Origin of the sequence: Allobosea sp. LC85 (assembly GCF_000735605.1) — a bacterium.
Lineage (GTDB): Bacteria > Pseudomonadota > Alphaproteobacteria > Rhizobiales > Beijerinckiaceae > Allobosea.
In genome coordinates this window covers 67,428-83,585 of sequence record NZ_JPKG01000047.1, presented here as the reverse complement: position 1 = coordinate 83,585, position 16,158 = coordinate 67,428, and the positions used below count along the sequence as shown (strand labels likewise).

The 16,158-nt window shown below is 65.1% G+C and carries 15 protein-coding genes; 10 read left to right on the top strand and 5 right to left on the bottom strand.

The window, feature by feature from the left end; genetic code table 11:
• Positions 1–93 precede the first annotated feature (93 nt).
• The 4 genes from FG93_RS22115 (at position 94) to FG93_RS22100 (ending at position 3,441) form a co-directional block, all read left to right on the top strand.
• The gene (locus FG93_RS22115) at positions 94–1,086 is read left to right on the top strand and encodes a sialic acid TRAP transporter substrate-binding protein SiaP (RefSeq protein WP_043238517.1); all 993 of its coding nucleotides are present in this window, start codon (positions 94–96) and stop codon (positions 1,084–1,086) included.
• Between the two features lie 162 nt (positions 1,087–1,248).
• Positions 1,249–1,746, top strand: coding sequence for a TRAP transporter small permease (locus FG93_RS22110; RefSeq protein WP_043238515.1), 498 nt, complete (start codon positions 1,249–1,251; stop codon positions 1,744–1,746).
• Positions 1,743–3,029, top strand: coding sequence for a TRAP transporter large permease (locus tag FG93_RS22105; protein ID WP_052514036.1), 1,287 nt, complete (start codon positions 1,743–1,745; stop codon positions 3,027–3,029). The genes FG93_RS22110 and FG93_RS22105 overlap by 4 nt, the downstream gene beginning before the upstream one ends.
• Positions 3,030–3,051: 22 nt before the next feature.
• On the top strand, positions 3,052–3,441 hold the full coding sequence (locus FG93_RS22100; protein WP_043238512.1) for a VOC family protein: 390 nt from the start codon (positions 3,052–3,054) through the stop codon (positions 3,439–3,441).
• Positions 3,442–3,538: 97 nt separating this feature from the next.
• On the opposite strand, the gene FG93_RS22095 is transcribed toward FG93_RS22100, so the two are convergent.
• From FG93_RS22095 to FG93_RS22085, 3 genes are all read right to left on the bottom strand, one after another.
• A complete protein-coding gene (locus FG93_RS22095) occupies positions 3,539–4,345 on the bottom strand; it encodes an SDR family NAD(P)-dependent oxidoreductase (protein ID WP_043238510.1) in 807 nt (268 codons plus the stop codon).
• Positions 4,346–4,432: 87 nt separating this feature from the next.
• Positions 4,433–5,452 carry a TRAP transporter substrate-binding protein gene (locus tag FG93_RS22090; protein ID WP_043238507.1) on the bottom strand — a complete coding sequence of 340 codons (1,020 nt, stop codon included), beginning with the start codon at positions 5,450–5,452 and terminating at the stop codon, positions 4,433–4,435.
• A gap of 144 nt (positions 5,453–5,596) precedes the next feature.
• Positions 5,597–7,465 (bottom strand): TRAP transporter large permease subunit, encoded by a 1,869-nt coding sequence (locus tag FG93_RS22085; RefSeq protein WP_052514035.1) that lies wholly within the window; start codon positions 7,463–7,465, stop codon positions 5,597–5,599.
• 317 nt (positions 7,466–7,782) lie between these two features.
• Between FG93_RS22085 and FG93_RS22080 the strand changes: the two genes are divergently transcribed.
• The 4 genes from FG93_RS22080 (at position 7,783) to FG93_RS22065 (ending at position 12,220) form a co-directional block, all read left to right on the top strand.
• Positions 7,783–8,646, top strand: coding sequence for an IclR family transcriptional regulator (locus FG93_RS22080; RefSeq protein WP_043238505.1), 864 nt, complete (start codon positions 7,783–7,785; stop codon positions 8,644–8,646).
• Position 8,647: 1 nt separating this feature from the next.
• On the top strand, positions 8,648–10,288 hold the full coding sequence (locus FG93_RS22075; protein ID WP_280114152.1) for an acyl-CoA synthetase: 1,641 nt from the start codon (positions 8,648–8,650) through the stop codon (positions 10,286–10,288).
• Positions 10,288–11,142, top strand: coding sequence for a DUF296 domain-containing protein (locus tag FG93_RS22070; RefSeq protein WP_043238657.1), 855 nt, complete (start codon positions 10,288–10,290; stop codon positions 11,140–11,142). Before FG93_RS22075 ends, FG93_RS22070 begins: the two co-directional genes overlap by 1 nt.
• A gap of 115 nt (positions 11,143–11,257) precedes the next feature.
• Positions 11,258–12,220: an alpha/beta fold hydrolase gene (locus FG93_RS22065; protein WP_043238502.1), complete on the top strand. Its 963-nt coding sequence runs from the start codon at positions 11,258–11,260 to the stop codon at positions 12,218–12,220.
• Positions 12,221–12,235: 15 nt separating this feature from the next.
• Here FG93_RS22065 and FG93_RS22060 read toward each other — a convergent pair whose 3' ends face one another.
• Together FG93_RS22060 and FG93_RS22055 are read right to left on the bottom strand one after the other, a co-directional pair.
• Positions 12,236–13,867, bottom strand: coding sequence for an acyl-CoA synthetase (locus FG93_RS22060; RefSeq protein ID WP_043238501.1), 1,632 nt, complete (start codon positions 13,865–13,867; stop codon positions 12,236–12,238).
• A complete protein-coding gene (locus FG93_RS22055) occupies positions 13,867–14,319 on the bottom strand; it encodes a MaoC/PaaZ C-terminal domain-containing protein (protein WP_043238498.1) in 453 nt (150 codons plus the stop codon). Before FG93_RS22055 ends, FG93_RS22060 begins: the two co-directional genes overlap by 1 nt.
• A 178-nt stretch (positions 14,320–14,497) precedes the next feature.
• Here FG93_RS22055 and FG93_RS22050 point away from each other — a divergent pair, with 178 nt between their 5' ends.
• Both FG93_RS22050 and FG93_RS22045 read left to right on the top strand, forming a co-directional pair.
• The gene (locus FG93_RS22050) at positions 14,498–15,379 is read left to right on the top strand and encodes a 3-keto-5-aminohexanoate cleavage protein (RefSeq protein WP_244448688.1); all 882 of its coding nucleotides are present in this window, start codon (positions 14,498–14,500) and stop codon (positions 15,377–15,379) included.
• A gap of 168 nt (positions 15,380–15,547) precedes the next feature.
• Positions 15,548–16,051 carry an SRPBCC family protein gene (locus FG93_RS22045; protein WP_348270493.1) on the top strand — a complete coding sequence of 168 codons (504 nt, stop codon included), beginning with the start codon at positions 15,548–15,550 and terminating at the stop codon, positions 16,049–16,051.
• Positions 16,052–16,158: the final 107 nt, after the last annotated feature.

Here is a 16,158-nt window from a genome sequence, read left to right as displayed (position 1 = left end):
GGGACTTGGAATGAAGAACCGGCCGACCCGGCCAAACGGGCGGCCTTGGCGGAAACGAGCCGGAGAACCGGCCGCATCGGGAGGAGACCGGAGATGACGAAGCTGACGAAGCGCGAATTCCTTGCCAGTTCCGCGGCTGCCGCGGCGGGCATATTCATGCCCGCGATCGCGCGAGCGCAAGCAACCGTGTTGCGCTGGGGCGAAATGCTGCCGGCCGCGCATCCGCAGGTGCAGATGGTCGAGCGCATCGCCAAGGAGGTGAAGGAGAAGACAAGCGGTCGCGTCGATATCCAGTCCTTTCCTGCCGGCCAGCTCGGTTCCGGCAAGGACATGATGGAATCGGTCGCCTCCGGCGCGCTCACCATGACGACGGACGGGGCAGCCGCGCTCGGCTCCTTTCTGCCGCAGCTCTCGGTGATCGAGGCGCCGTATCTCTGGCGCGACGCCGCCCATATGGCCAAGGTCGCCAATGCCCCGCTCTTCGCGAAGATGAACGAGGAATTGGCGAAGAAGCGCAGCATGCGCATGGTCGCCGTCACCTATTACGGCAAGCGCCATTTGACGACCGGGTCCAAGCCGGTGAAGAGCGCCGCCGACATGGCCGGCTTCAAGCTGCGCGTACCGCCGGTCGACACCTTCCGCGCCATGGCCGAGGCCTGGGGTGCGAAGGCGACGCCGGTGAACTTCAACGAGCTCTATCTGGCGCTGAGCCAGGGCGCAGTCGACGGCCAAGAGAACCCGCTGCCGACGATCCACAGCGCCAAGCTGCAGGAGGTGCAGAAACATCTCGTGCTGACGGGCCACATCATCACGCCGCGCCTCGTCATCGTGAACGAGGACTTCTGGAAGGCGCTGAAGGACGCCGACCGCGCGCTGCTCGAGGCGGCGATCGCCAACGGCGTTGCCTGGCAGGATGCCGAGCTCGCGAGCCAGGAAGGCTCGCTGGTCGCGACGCTGAGGGCCGCTGGCATGAACGTGATCGAGCCCGATCTCGAGAGCTTCAAGAAGCCGGTTCTCGCGACGCTGCCTGGTCAGTTCGAGGGCAAGTGGGGCAAGGGCACCTGGGACACGCTGGCGGCGCTGTAGTCGCGGGCTCCTCTATTCATCCGTCATCCCCGGCGCGGCCGAAGATCGACTTGGACCCATGCCTGAACCACATTTCCCGTGTTCAGGCATGGAATCCGGCTTTCCGCTGAGCTTCGACCGGCATGACGCGTCAACGGCCTGAACCGAAAGAAGGTTATCCCGGTGAACGCGCTCGTCCCGTTTCTAGACCGTCTCGTGCGAACTGCCGCGGTCCTGCTGCTGCTCTCCCTGCTCGCGACCGTGGTGCTCGGCGTCGTCTTCCGCCAGCTCAATAATCCGCTGGCGTGGAGCGACGAGCTTGCCCAGTACCTGCTCGTGTGGTGCGGCTTCGTCGGTTGGATCATCGCGGCGCGGCGGCGCTCGCATATCCGCATCACGATTTTCGCCGAGCGGCTGCCGATCGCGATGCAACGCGGGCTCGAGGTCCTGACGCAGGCGGCGATCATCCTCTTCGCTGCGATCCTGACGCGCTATTCCTACGGGTTGATCGAGCGAACCTGGGATGTCGACTCGATCGCGCTGCCAGTGAGCACCGCCGCTCTCTACGTGGCGATGCCGATCGCCGGCATCGCGCTCATGCTGCAGGCGCTGGCCGAAATCGGCGATGTGCTGGCCGGGCGCAGGATCGTCACCGCTGAGCCGGGAGCGCAGCCGCTATGAGCGCCCTGATGCTCCAGATCCTGCCGGTCTGGTTTGCGGCCCTGCTGCTGGGCGTGCCGCTCTTCGTCTCGATGGGGCTCGCCGCCACCGCCTTCGCCTTCTTTGGCGGTTTCCCGCTCGGCATCGTGCCGCAGAAGATCGCGCAGTCGGCCAATTCCTTCCCGCTGCTGGCGGCGCCACTTTTCATCCTGATGGGCAACATCATGAATTCGGCCGGGATTACCGACCGAATCTTCGCCTTCGCCACAGCTTGCGTCGGCTTCATGCGTGGCGGGCTCTGCCACGCCAATATCCTTGCCAGCGTCATCTTCGCCGGCATGTCGGGCTCGGCCGTCGCCGATGCTGGCGGTGTCGGCACGCTCGAGATCAAGGCGATGCAGGACGAGGGCTATGATCCCGAGACGGCGGCCGCGATCACCGCGGCTTCCGCAACCATCGGCCCGATCATCCCGCCCTCGCTGCCCATGGTGATCTACGGAGTCTCGGCGGATGTCTCGATCGGTGGGCTCTTTCTCGCCGGCGTCATTCCCGGCCTGCTGATGGCAGGCGCGCTGATGGCGATGGTGGTCTACATCGCGCGCAAGCGCGACCTACCCCGTCATCCGTTCCCAGGATTTCGCCAGCTCTGGGTCGCCTACCGGGAAGCGCACTGGGCGCTGATGACGCCCGTGATCCTGTTCGGTGGCATGATGGGAGGCATCTTCACGCCGACTGAGGCGGCGGCCGTGGCAACCGCCTACGCGCTGGTTCTCGGCCTCTTCGTCTATCACAGCTTCGACCTGGACGACCTGCCGAAGCTCGTCGTCGAGACGGTCGAGACGACGGGCGTGGTGCTGGCGCTGGTGATGACGGCTGCCGCGCTCGGCTGGTGCCTGTCGATCTCGCGGATTCCCCAGACAGTGGGGCCGATGCTGGTCGATCTCGCCGGCAATCCGCTTGCCTTCCTGCTGATCGTCAACCTGCTGCTGCTCTTCATCGGCTGCTTCATGGAAGCGCTCGCCGCGATGCTGATCCTGATCCCGATCCTGACGCCGGCTGCGGCGCAGTTCGGCATCGATCCCGTCCAGTTCGGGCTGATCTTCGTGCTCAACCTGATGATCGGGACGATCACGCCGCCCGTCGGCGTGGTGCTCTTCGTCACCTCGAAAATCGCCAAGATCAGTTTCGAGGCGATGTCGCGCGCGATCATACCCTGGCTCGTGCCGCTCTTGGCGGTACTGGTCGCGATCACGCTTTGGCCGCCGCTGACGACCTGGCTGCCAAACCTCGTGATGGGCAAATAGCTGCGCGGGACGGAGGCACGCCTTGACGACTGCAAGGCCGTCGCATGACGCGACCCAGAAGCTCATCACCTTCCTCTATTATCGCGATCTGCCGCAGGCGATGCGTTTCTACGAGGACGTGCTCGGGCTCGAGCTTGCGATCGACCAGGGCTGGTCGAAGATCTACCGCGTGACCGAGGGCGGCTATGTCGGCCTTGTCGACGAGAGCCGCGGCAGCCATCGCGCCCATCCGGTCAAGCCGGTGCAGATCTGCATCCGCGTCGCCGATGTGGACGCCTGGCATGCCTATGTCGCGAGCGTCGGCGTCCCGGCGCTGAAGCCGCCGCGCAGCCATGAAGCGCTCCGGATCCGGGCGTTCGTGTTCGATGATCCGGAAGGCTACCAGATCGAGATGCAGTCTGCGCTCGACTAAAGCATCGGCCCGAAAACTGGATTGCGGTTTTCGGGCCGATGCAAGCACATAAGGTTAGATCATCGGCGGGTCCGATAACCGACCGATGATCTCGGTGTCAGCTCGGGAAGGCTGCGACCGCACAGCTCTGTCCACCATCGACGGGCAGGCAAACACCGGTGATGAAGGCCGATTCGTCCGAGGCCAGGAACACGGCGGCCGCAGCGATATCCCAGGCCGTGCCCATCTTGCCCATGGGCACGGCGGCGTTGCGGGCGGCGACCATCTCGTCGACCGAGGCATACTGGCCCGAGATCTGCCTGTAGATCAGCGGCGTGTCGATCAAGCCCGGCATGATGCAGTTCGCCCGGATGTTCTGCCGGGCATATTGCATGGCGAGCGCCATCGTCGCCTGGTTCACCGCTGCCTTGGTGGCGTAATAGGCAAAGTACGGGTAGCCGGTCCAGCGGATCGCGGCGAGCGAGGAGATGTTGACGATCGCTCCGCCGCCGCTCGCCAGCATCGCCGGGATGACAGCCTTGGCCGTGCGATAGACCGAGCCGAGATTGAGATCGAGCGCAGCCCTGAACTTCTCCTCGCTGAGTTCGACCGGCCCACCCATATGGGTCGCGCCGACGTTGTTGTGCAGGATCTGGATGCCACCGAAGCGCGCCATGGTGGTCGCGACGGCGTCATCGACCGAGCCCTGCGCCGTCACATCGGCCGCGATGGCGAGCGCTTCGCCGCCGTCTTCGCTGATGATGGCTGCGGTCTCGTCGGCGGCAGCCTGGACGAGATCGATGCAGATGACCTTCGCGCCCTCGCGCGCATAGGCGACCGCTGCGGCCTTGCCATTGCCCCAGCCCGGGCCGGAGGAGCCGGCGCCGAAAACGATCGCGGTCTTGCCCTTCAGCCGGTCGGCCATGACGTGTGTCCTTCACGGGGCGAATGGTTCAAATGAAAGCCCGGCGGCGCTGTTGCTCCGCCGGGCTTGGAAAGTCGGCGGAACGGCTCAGCTCAGGCTGCTGCCGACGGCCTTCTCGAGGATGGCCCAGGCTTCGTCACCGTACTTCTTCTTCCAGTCGGCATAGAAACCGGCCTTGCGAAGGGCCTCGCGGAAGGGAGCTGCCTGGGTGTCGTTGATGACCATGCCCTTCGAGACGAGTTCGTCCTTGAGGCCGGCATTGAGCTTGGCGACGTCGGCGCGCTCGAGCAGCGCTGCGTCGTCGAGGTTCTTGGCGACGATCTTGCGGAGATCCTCCGGCAGCTTCTCCCAGGCGCGGCGGTTCGCCAGGAACCAGAAGCCGTCCCACATGTGGTTGGTCATCGACAGGTACTTCTGCACTTCGAAGAGCTTTGCGGTGGCGATGATCGCCATCGGGTTCTCCTGGCCGTCGACCACCTTGGTCTGCAGGGCGGTGTAGACCTCGGCGAAGTTGATGCTGGCCGGAGCCGATTGGAAGGCGGTGAACATCGAGGTCCAGAGCGGGCTGACCGGCACGCGGATCTTGAAGCCCTTGAGGTCGTCGGGCGTGTTGATCGGGCCCTTCGAGCTGGTCATCTGGCGGAAGCCATTGTCCCAGATCTTGTCCATGACGACGAGGTTGGCCTTGCCGATCTGGCCGCGGACATAGGCGCCGAGCTCGCCGTCCAGCGCCTTCCAGACTGCGTCATAGTTCGGGAAGGCGAAGCCGATGCCGCTGAGCGAGGCGTTCGGCACCAGCGTCGAGAGGATCAGCGGCGACAGCGTGAAGAACTCGACGCCGCCCGAACGGACCTGGCTCAGCATGTCGGTGTCGGAGCCGAGCTGATTGTTCGGGAAGATCTGGATGACGACGCGGCCCTTGGTGTCCTGCTTGATCTTCTCCGCCGCCTCATTGGCGCGGATGTTCATCGGGTGCGCGACGGGCAGGTTGTTGGCGTATTTGTAGGTGAATTCGGCGGTCTGCGCCTCGGCCCGCCCGATATGGAAGGAGCCGATGGTGGCGGCAGCGACGGTGCCCTGCAGCAGAGTGCGGCGTGAGATGGTCATGAGTGTTTCTCTCCCTGATCGATGTTGCTTTCACGCCGCCGCTGGTTTGCGTCGCGACGACGGGATTTCGGTTGTCCTAAGTTCTCGCGTTTGCGGGTGCAGCCCTGCAACCCTCACTGCGATGGTGGCGACCATGCCGGCGCATCAGAGCACCCAGGTCGACAGGCCGGGCACGACCGCGATGACGACAAGGCCGATCAGCAGCGCGATGAGATAGGGCCAGATCGCGCCCATCGCCTCGTCCGGCGAGACATTGCCGATCTTGCAGGCGATGTAGAAGCCGATTCCGATCGGCGGGGTCATCAGTCCGATATTCATCGCCGTGACCACCACCATCGAATAATGCACATCGTTGATGCCGAGATTCTTGGCGATCGGGAACATCAGCGGCGCCATCAGCACGATCGCGGGCAGGCCTTCGAGCACGCAGCCCAGCACCAGGAAGACGACGATCGTCACCGCCATGAAGGTGAGCCAGCCGCCGGGCAGGCCGGCCATGAAGGTGGCGAGGTCGCGCGCGAAGCCGGTCTGAGTCAGCGCCCAGGCCATGGCGAGCGCGGTGCCGAGGATCATAAGGATCGCGCCCGAGAGCGCCGCAGTCTCGACCAGCATGGCATAGCATTTGCGCAAGCCGATGCCGCCATAGAGGATGATGCCGATGACGAAGGCGTAGAGCACCGCGATGGTCGAAACCTCGGTCGCGGTCGCAATGCCGCCGCCAACCACGCCGCGGATCAGGAAGGGCAGGACGAGCGCCGGACCGGCGATCAGAGCGGTGCGCCCGATCACGGCCATGCGCGCGCGCCGCACGCCCTTCATGTCCTCGCCGATGGCTTTCCAGCGTGCCAGCAGCGCCAGCGCGACGAGTAGCACCATGGCGATGCCGAAGCCGGCATTGAACAATCCGGCGATCGAGACGCCCGCGACCGAGCCGAGCACGATCAGCACGATGCTCGGTGGCACCGTGTCGGCCATGGCCGCGCCGGTCGAGAGCAGGGCGATCAGTTCCTTGGGCTGGTAGCCGCGGCGCTTCATCTCGGGGAAGAGTGCGGGCGCAACCGTCGCCATGTCGGAGACCTTCGAGCCCGAAATGCCGGAGACCAGGAAGAGCGAGCCGAGCAGCACATAGGACATGCCGGCGCGGACATGGCCGAGCATCGAGGCGAGGAAATCGACGATCGCCTTGCCCATGCCAGTGGCGTCGAGGATGCAGCCGAGCAGCACGAAGATCGGCACGGAGAGCAAGATGATGCTCGACATGCCCTCGTCCATGCGCCCGATCATCACGATCATCGGGACATTGGTGCTGAAGGCGAGGAAGGCGAGCGTGCCCATGCCGAAGCAGAACGCGATCGGTACGCCGGCGACGAGGCAGAGCGCCACCGTGATGACGAGGAAGATCAGGATGTTGGTGTAGCCGAGGCCCTTGAAGACCGGGATCAGTCCCCAGCAGGCGGCGGCGAGCCCGGCGACGAGGGCGACGGCGACGATCAGGTCCGGCAGCCTCGCGGTGCGGATGGCATGGCGAACCGTCAACACGAACATCAAGGTGATGCCGCATGCGATGGCCGAGACGCGCCAGCTGTTCGGGATATTGAGCGCGGCCGAGGTGACGTAGGATTCCTCGATGGCATAGTCGATCGCCGGGTAGATCATTGCCGCGAGGAAGGCGGCAACCACGATCAGGGCCAGCGTCTGCACGAACTGGCTCAGGCGCTCCGGCATCATACCGATGAAGAGCGTCAGCTTGAGATGCTCGTTGCGATCGATCGCGATCGCGGAGCCGAGCATGGCAAGCCAGAGGAAGGAGATCGAGGCGGCTTCGTCGATCCAGACAATCGGCAGGGAGAAGACATAGCGCGTGGTGACGCCGAGCAGCAGCAGCGCGACGATCAGCAGCAGCAGCGCGGCGCTGACCATCTCGATCGGCCGCATGATCGCCGAGCCGGTGCGGATCGCATCCGTATCGAGCAGGTTCTCGGAAGGAACAGCGCTCTCGTTGAGATGTGCCATGTCCGGGCTCAAGCCTGCGTGAGCATGGCAGCGCCGGAGCGCGCGCATGACGGAACAGAGCCGCAGCGGATGTCCGCTTCAGCCATGGCGTTGGCCTCCGGCCAGCCGGAATCCCGTGACAACATCTGCCCTTCCTCCCGCGCGCCGATCTTGTGAACGTTCTTGAGGCCCGGCGCGGTCCATACTGTGGATGAATAATCCAGCGGACTGGGCCAAGAATACACAAGCAGCCCCGCGTTGCAATCTTTCTGAGGCCGAACTAGGCTGCTGCAAACAATCGTTGGGTCCATATTGTGGACTATTTCTGAGGCCGCAGGATGGAACATTTCGTTGCATCAGCCGGCGATCTCTCGGGCTCGCAGAGTGTCGACCGGGCCTTGCGGCTCCTGGCTCTGATTGGCCGCGAGCCCGCGGGCGGGTTGCCGCTGAGCGAGATCGTCATCGAAAGCGGGCTCAACAAGCCGACGGCGCGTCGGCTGCTGCTCGCCTTGATGCGCGCCGGTCTCGTCGAGCAGGAGGCTGTCTCGCGGCATTACTGCCTCGGCGAGGAGGCTTTCGTGCTGGGCGTCCTGGCTGCGCGCCGGCACGGCCTGCTCGAGCTCGCCATGGAGAGCCTGAGGCGCCTGTCGGCGAACACCATGGATACGAGCTTTCTCTCGATCCGGCGCGAGAACTACTCGGTCTGCCTGCATCGGGAGGAGGGAACCTATCCGGTCCGGACCCATGCGCTGCAGACTGGCCAGCAGCACCCGCTCGGAGTCGGTGCCGGCTCGCTCGCGATGCTGGCGGCGCTGCCGGACGGTGAGATCGAACGGATCATGGCGGCGAACGAGAAGGCGCTGCTGACGCAGTATCCGGGTTTTCCGCCGGACGAGATCCGTGCCGATCTGGCGCTGGCCCGCAAGCGCGGTTTTTCGCTCAATCCCGGCCGGCTGGTGGCCAGTTCCTGGGGCGTCGGCATTGCCTTCCGCTATCCGGACGGCCGCGTCGCTGGCGCGCTCAGCCTGGCGGCGATCGACAGCCGCATGGTTCCCGCGCGCCAGGTCGAGTTGGCGCGCCATCTTTCGACTGAAGCCGAGAGGATGGAGCGCCTGCTCGGGCAGATGTTCATCCGCAAGACATCCCATGGCGAAGCCCCGCAGCCGAGGGCACGCCCAATTACAAAATCGAGGAGCGCCTGACGTGACCGAAGCCCTAGCCGATCAGGCCGCCCCGCGGGGCGGCGTCGCACCCGCGACGCGCCGCGTGATGAACCTTGCCCATATCGTCACCCAGAACGCGCGCCGCTTCGGCCAGCGTCCCGGCTTCGTCTGGGGTGACAGGCAGTGGAAATGGGCCGAGATCGATGCGCAGGTTTCGGCGCTGGCCGCGGCGCTGGCGGCGCGGGGCATCGGCAAAGGGGACCGCGTCCTGGTTCATTCGAAGAACTGCGAGGCGATGTTCTTCTCGATGTTCGCGGCCTTTCGGCTTGGGGCCGTCTGGGTGCCGACCAATTTCAGGCTGCTGCCGGACGAGGTCGCCTATCTCGCGACGGCGTCCGGTGCAAAAGCCTTCCTGTGCCATGGCGATTTTCCGGAGCATGCCGCGGCCGTGGCTGTTGCGGAGCCGGCGCCGGCCTTTACCTGGCGCATCGGGGCGGGAGCTTTTGGTGAGGCTGAAGTCGGCGAGATGATTGCGCGCAATGCCAGCGCACGCGTTGCCATTGCCGCCGTCGAGCACGACGATCCCTGCTGGTTCTTCTTCACCTCGGGTACCACGGGCCGCTCGAAGGCCGCGGTGCTCACCCATGGCCAGATGGGCTTCGTCGTCACCAATCACCTCTGCGACCTGATGCCGGGAACGACGGAAGCGGATGCCTCGCTCGTGGTCGCGCCGCTCTCGCATGGCGCGGGCGTGCACCAGCTCGTCATCTCGGCGCGCGGTGCGCCGACGATCCTGCTGCCGTCGGAGCGTTTCGACGTCGACGAGGCCTATCGCCTGATCGCGCGCCATCGCATCACCAATATCTTCACCGTGCCGACGATCCTGAAGATGCTGGTCGAGCATCCGGCCGTCGACACGCATGACCACTCCTCGCTGCGCTATGTCATCTATGCCGGCGCGCCGATGTACCGCGAGGACCAGAAGGCGGCGCTTGCCAAGCTGGGCAAGGTGATCGTGCAATATTTCGGGCTCGGCGAGGTCACCGGCAATATCACGGTGCTTCCGCCCGCCCTGCATGATCCCGAAGACGGTCCGAATGCGCGCATCGGGACCTGCGGCTTCGAGCGCACGGGAATGCAGGTCCAGATCCAGGATGATCAGGGGCGCGAGGTTCCGGCAGGGGAGCAGGGCGAGATCTGCGTCGTCGGTCCGGCGGTGTTCGCGGGCTACTACGACAACCCCGAGGCCAATGCGAAATCCTTCCGCGACGGCTGGTTCCGTACCGGCGATCTCGGTCACATGGACGAACAGGGCTTTGTCTACATCACCGGGCGCGCCTCCGACATGTACATTTCCGGTGGCTCGAACATCTATCCGCGCGAGATCGAGGAGAAGATCCTGACCCATCCGGCGATCGCGGAGGTCGCCGTGGTCGGCGTGCCCGATCCGGTCTGGGGCGAGATCGGTATTGCCGTCTGCGTCGCCTGTTCGGGCGCGCAGGCCAGCGAGGCGGAACTCGCCGAATTCCTCTCCGCCAAGATCGCCCGCTACAAGATGCCGAAGCGCTTCCTGTTCTGGGAGGCGCTGCCGAAGTCAGGTTACGGCAAGGTGCCGAAGCGGCTGGTTAAGGACGAGCTTGAAGCGCGTGGCGAGCTCGCCCGGATGCGGGGCGAAAGATGATGCGGCAGATCACCCAGCCCGGTCCCGCTGCGCCTCAGCGCATCCAATGGGTCGAAGCGCATGGCCGACGTTTCGCGATGCCTCTCGCGGCCGGGCTTCCACTTCTGGAGGCGGTGCGTCGTGGCTTTGCGGCAATGGGCTTCACCAGTGGCGTGGTCACGGTCGACGGGCTCCCACTCGGACCCTTCGCCTATGTCATGCCGGCGCTCTCGAAGACACCCGAGCATGCCGCCTTCTATAGCGACACGTTTCGGCCGGCCGGCGTAACGCGCGTCGAGACGGGGGCGATGACCTTCGGCCTGCGTGATGGAGCACCCTTCTTCCACTGCCACGCGCTCTGGACGGAAGCCGACGGCAAGACGAGTGGCGGTCATATCCTGCCGGACGAAACTGTGCTCGCCGAGTCCATCACCGTGCCGGCGCTCGGCCTCGATGGCGCCGGTTTTGCGGCAGCGCCCGATCCGGAGACGAATTTCAAGCTGTTCGGCCCGGTCGCGGTGCCGTTCTCCGGGGCATCGCGCGAAGGGCGCTATTTTGCCCTGCGGGTGTGCCCGAATGTCGATTTCACCGCGGTGCTGGAAGAGTTCTGTGTCGAACGCGGCATCCGGCGGGCCGTGATCCATGGCGGCGTCGGCAGCACGATCGGCGCGCATTTCGGAGATGGCCGGATCGTCGAGAATTTTGCGACCGAAGTCGCGATCCAGGCAGGGGTTATCGAACCCGTGCAGGGGAGGCTTGCTGCGGAGATCGATGTGGCGCTGGTCGATTTCACCGGCGCGATGGCTCAGGGGCGCCTGAGACGCGGCGACAATCCGGTGTTGATGACCTTCGAGCTGGTGCTCGAGGCTTTGTGAGGCAACCAGACAGGCAATCCCACAGAACCTTCGGTCGGCGCCGAAGTGTTTCCAGGTGTCAGTGAGTGTTCGAAAGGGCAGTCTCCCGCCCACCCAGCGAGGGCGGGAGTTGGCCATGAACACAGCTTCGATCAATGCAGCGCATGCCGCCGAGGCGGGCGAGGTCATGCGCTTGGCCGGAACGTCGGAGACGCCCGGCTTGCTGGTCCGGCGGGCGGCTGGGGCCGGGCCGAGCGTCGTCTATGTCCATGGCGCGACCTTTCCATCAGCCCTTTCTGTTGCCTACCGATTCGACGGGCGGTCCTGGTTGGACGACCTGCAGGAACGTGGCTTCGATGTCTGGGGCTTTGATTTCGCGGGCTATGGTGGCTCGGACCGGCCAGCCAGCTTCTCGGGCCCAGCCCATAGCAATCCACCGTCCGGGCCTGCGCTGGAGGCGGCACAACAGCTGGCGCGGGTGATCGAGCATGTCCTGGACGTCACCGGAAAAGCCCGGGTGTCGCTCGTCGCGCATTCCTGGGGCACGATCGTCGTCGGGCATTATGCCTCGCTGCATCCGGAGCGTGTCGAGCGACTGGTCCTGTTCGGGCCCATCGCGCAGCGCAAGACTCCAGGCCTCGCTGCGCCCGAGGGCATAGGGGCATGGCGTCTCGTCTCGGTCGCCGACCAACTCGCGCGCTTTATCGAGGATGTCCCGCAAGGTCACCCACCGGTCCTGATCGAGCCCAGGCTCGCTGATTGGGGCCCGGCCTATCTCGCCAGCGATGCGCAAGCCTCCAGCCGAAGGCCTGAACCGGCGGTCAAGATCCCCTCGGGCCCCCGTGCCGATATCTCCTCGGCCTGGTCGGGGCGGCTCGGCTACGACCCGTCTCAAATCACTGCACCGACCCTGATCGTGCGTGGCGCCTGGGACAGTCTGTGCCGGGATAGCGATGCGCAGTGGCTGCGCGAGCGGCTTGGCGCAAGCGAGACCGGAGATGTCGTCATTCCCGCGGGCACGCATCTGATGCATCTCGAACATGCGCGCTTCGGGCTGTTCGAGGCGACAGGGGCCTTCCTTATGAAGACCTGGCTTTGATCCGCCTTCGCCTGGCTATTTGCCGTCCCGCTTCTTCGCGACCTCCCGGTCCCGCAGATCCTTGCGCCTGATCTTGCCGGTCGGGGTCATCGGCAGTTCCGTCACGAATTCGATCTCGCGCGGATACTGGTAGGCGGCGAGGCGCGATTTGACGAAGTCCTGGATCTCGGCGGCCAGCGTCGGCGAGGCGAGGATCTCCGGTTTCGGCAGGACAAAGGCCTTGACCACCTCGGTCCGCACCGGGTCCGGGCTGCCGACCACCGCGACCATCAGCACGGCGGGGTGGCGGATGATACAGTCCTCGATATCGCCGGGGCCGATGCGATAGGAGCCGCTGGAAATGATGTCGTCATCGCGGCCCAGGAACCAGAAATGGCCGTCCTCGTCGCAGGTGCCGGTGTCTCCGGTGACGAGCCAGTCGCCGATGAACTTCGCCGCCGTCGCCTCGGGTTGGCACCAATATTCCAGCATCATCACCGGGTCCGGCCGCGCGACAGCGATCAAGCCCTGTTCGCCGGCGGGCAGGATCGCACCCTCAGGCGAGATCACCGCGACGCGATGACCGGGAACAGCGCGGCCCATCGAGCCCGGCCTGACGGGGAACAGGCTGGCGCAGTTGGAGACGATCAGATTGGCCTCGGTCTGGCCGTAGAATTCGTTGACCTCGAAGCCAAAGGTTTCCTTGCTCCAGGCCAGCATATCGGAACCCAGCGTCTCGCCGCCGGTGCCGATCGAGCGCATTGCATAGGCAAAGCGATCCCTCGGATTCTGAACCTGTCGCATCAGCTTCAGCGCTGTCGGCGGCAGAAAGGCGTTGCGGACCCCGTGGCGCGCCATCAGGTCGAAGGCTGCCTCCGGATCGAATTTGCGGGAACGCGAGGCCAGCACGGGAATGCCGAAATACAGGCTCGGCAGCAGCACATCGAGCAACCCGCCAGCCCAGGCCCAGTCGGCCGGCGTCCAGAACAGATCGCCGGCTTGCGGGAAGAACTCCTGCGGCAATTGCACGCCAGGCAGATGGCCGAGCAGCACACGGTGGACATGCAGCGCGCCCTTGGGCTTTCCCGTGGTGCCGGAGGTGTAGATGATCAGCGCCGGATCGTCGGGCGTGGTGTCGAGCGGCGTGAACGTGTCGGACGCCTTGTTCAGTTCGCTCCAGAAATCGAGATGGCCCGCGCCGTTGATCAGGAAGATCCGCCTGAGTTCCGGCAGGCTCTCGCGGATCGCTTCGATCTTGCCGATGTTCTCGCCATCGGTGATCAACGTGCAGGCGCCGCTATGCTGCAGCCGATGTTCGAGCGCGTCCGGCCCGAACTGGGTGAAAAGCGGCAATGCGATCGCGCCCATCTTGTAGACGGCGAGGTGAGCCATCGCCGTTTCCGGGCGTTGCGGCAGCAGAATGCCGACGCGTTCCCCCGGTTTAACGCCATGGGCGCGCAGCATATTGGCAAGCCGGTTCGTGCAGAGCTTGAGCGTATCGAAGCTCATCGTCGCGATGTTGTCGCCCTGGTCCTCATAGATCAGCGCCGGTTTGCCGCTTCCATCGGCATGGCGGTCGCAGGCTGCGACGCCGATATTGAACCGCTCGGGGATCTGCCAGGCGAACCGGTCAAAGGTCTCGCGAAAGGTGGCGCGCCGTTCCAGCATCAGCTCGGCTCCCCGGTGCGGCGCTTCATCAGCAGCTTGAGATGACCGGTCTGAATGTGCTCGCCGCGCTGGTTGTGCACATCGAGGCGCAGGGTCACGATGCCGCGGTCCGGCTTGCGGCTTGGCGCCTTCTCGACCGGCGTGACGACGGCATGGACGGTGTCGCCGATCTTCACCGGTCCGGCAAAGGTCCAGTGCAGATCAAGCAGGCCCATGGTGGTGGCATCGATCAGGTTCTGCTGCGACATCAGGCCGATCGCCATCGCGAGCGTCAGCGGGCCATGGGCGATGCGCTCGCCGAATGGCGTGCCGGCGCAGTATTCGCTGTCGACGTGGAGCGGGTTGAAATCGCCGGATAGGCCGGCGAACAGCGTGATGTCGCCCTCGCCGACGGTGCGCCCGCGGGTCTTGATGCTGCTGTCGAGGTCAAAATCCTCGAAATGGAGCCCCATGCGTTCCTCCCCGCTTTTTGCCCATACTAGCTTGCTCGCGCCGGCCGCTGGCAAGGCTAAAGCAGGTGCATTTGCTCACCGCGCTGTTGCACTGATGACGAGTCTCGTTTCTCACTTGCATCGAATCCGGAGGGGACGGTCGCTCGGTTCCCGAAACCTGGCCTGAGGACGAAACGCCGTGAGCACAGCGATCTGGATCGAAGCCGCGATCAACGGCCCCTGGGGCAGGGAGCGCCAGCCCGGCATTCCGATCAGCATCCCTGAAATCGTCGCCGATGGCATTGCGGCGGTCGAGGCAGGGGCAGCGATCGTCCATCTTCACGTCTATGACGTCGTGACCGGCCGCCAGCGCGACGATTGGGAGCTCTATGCGCAGGCGATCGAGGGCATCCGCGCCAAGGTCGATGCCATCGTCTATCCGACCATCCCGATCGTCGGCTCCGGCTATGCTGGCGATATCGTCGGCTCCGGCCGCTACTGGCATCTGGAGGAGCTGGCGAAGCGCGGCCTGGCCGAGTGGGGCGTGCTCGATCCGGGATCCTGCAACTGGACGACCTTCGCCGGAATCCCGCAGGGCGAGGCAGGCTTCATCTACCAGAATCCCGGCGAACATATTCGCGAGGGCATGGAAGTGGCGCAGCGTCACAAGGTCCATCCGAGCTATGCCATCTACGAGCCGGGCTTCACACGCCTGGGGGCGGCGCTGGCCAAGGCCTATCCCGATATGCCGATGCCGATCTACCGGCTGATGTTCTCGGACGCCTTTGCCTGGGGCTTCCCGCCGAAAGCCTATGCGCTCGAGGCCCATCTCGCGCTGCTCGCCGAGGTTGCGCCGCGGGCGCCGGTGATGATTGCGGGGCTCGGCGTCGAACTCGGCGGCCTGATCCCGCACGCGGTCGCGCGCGGCGTGCATGTTCGTGCCGGATTGGAAGACGCGCCCTTCGGCGAGACACGCAGCAACGCCGCGCTGATCGCCGAAGCTGTCAAACGCGTCGAGGCCGCTGGTGGCCGGGTCGTCAATGCGGCGGAGGTCCGGTCCGACCTGGCGGCGCGGAATTGAGAAGTCCCAGTCACAGGTCGACCTGGACGGAGGGCTGCTGGCGGTCGCTTCACAAAGCTCCCCAGTGGTGCTGGCCGCCTGCGCCGTTTTGAGTGCTCAGCATGATATCGAAAGGAGATCGGGTCCCGAATATTGCTGGCCAAGGATGCCGCAGTTGAACAGCATGAAGTGCCGTCCGAAAGGAGGGACGCCGTGATCAATCCTATCGGCAAGACGAGAACGGACTCCGCCTCGAGAGTTGTGCAAGCATCGCCGCAAGCCATCTACAGGGCCCTCCTTGACCCCAAGTCGTTGGCGTCATGGCTCCCGCCGCAGGGCATGAGGGGCGAGATTCTTTCGTTCGAGCCGCGGGAGGGTGGACGCTATCGCATGGTCCTGACCTATGAGGCATCGCAGCACTCTGGGCCCGGCAAGACCTCTGAAGACACCGACGTCGTTCAAGGGCGTTTTCTGGAGTTGGTTTTGGACGAGCGGGTCGTGCAGTCGGTGGAGTTCGTATCGGAGGATCCCTCCTTCGCCGGCGTGATGACGATGACATGGAGCCTGGCCTCAGTCCTGGGCGGGGCCGAGGTCACCATTCTCTGCGAGAATGTGCCCGCGGGCATCCGGAAGGAGGATCACGATGTCGGCTTGAGGTCGACGCTGGCGAACCTCGCGGCCTTCATCGAGTGAAGGACGCCGGGCTCTCGCCATACCGTGCTGCGCCGGCGGGGCATCATGCGGCATTGGTTCTGCCGTGATCGTGCCCTACATCCTGGGCTCGACCCCGCCACCGATCC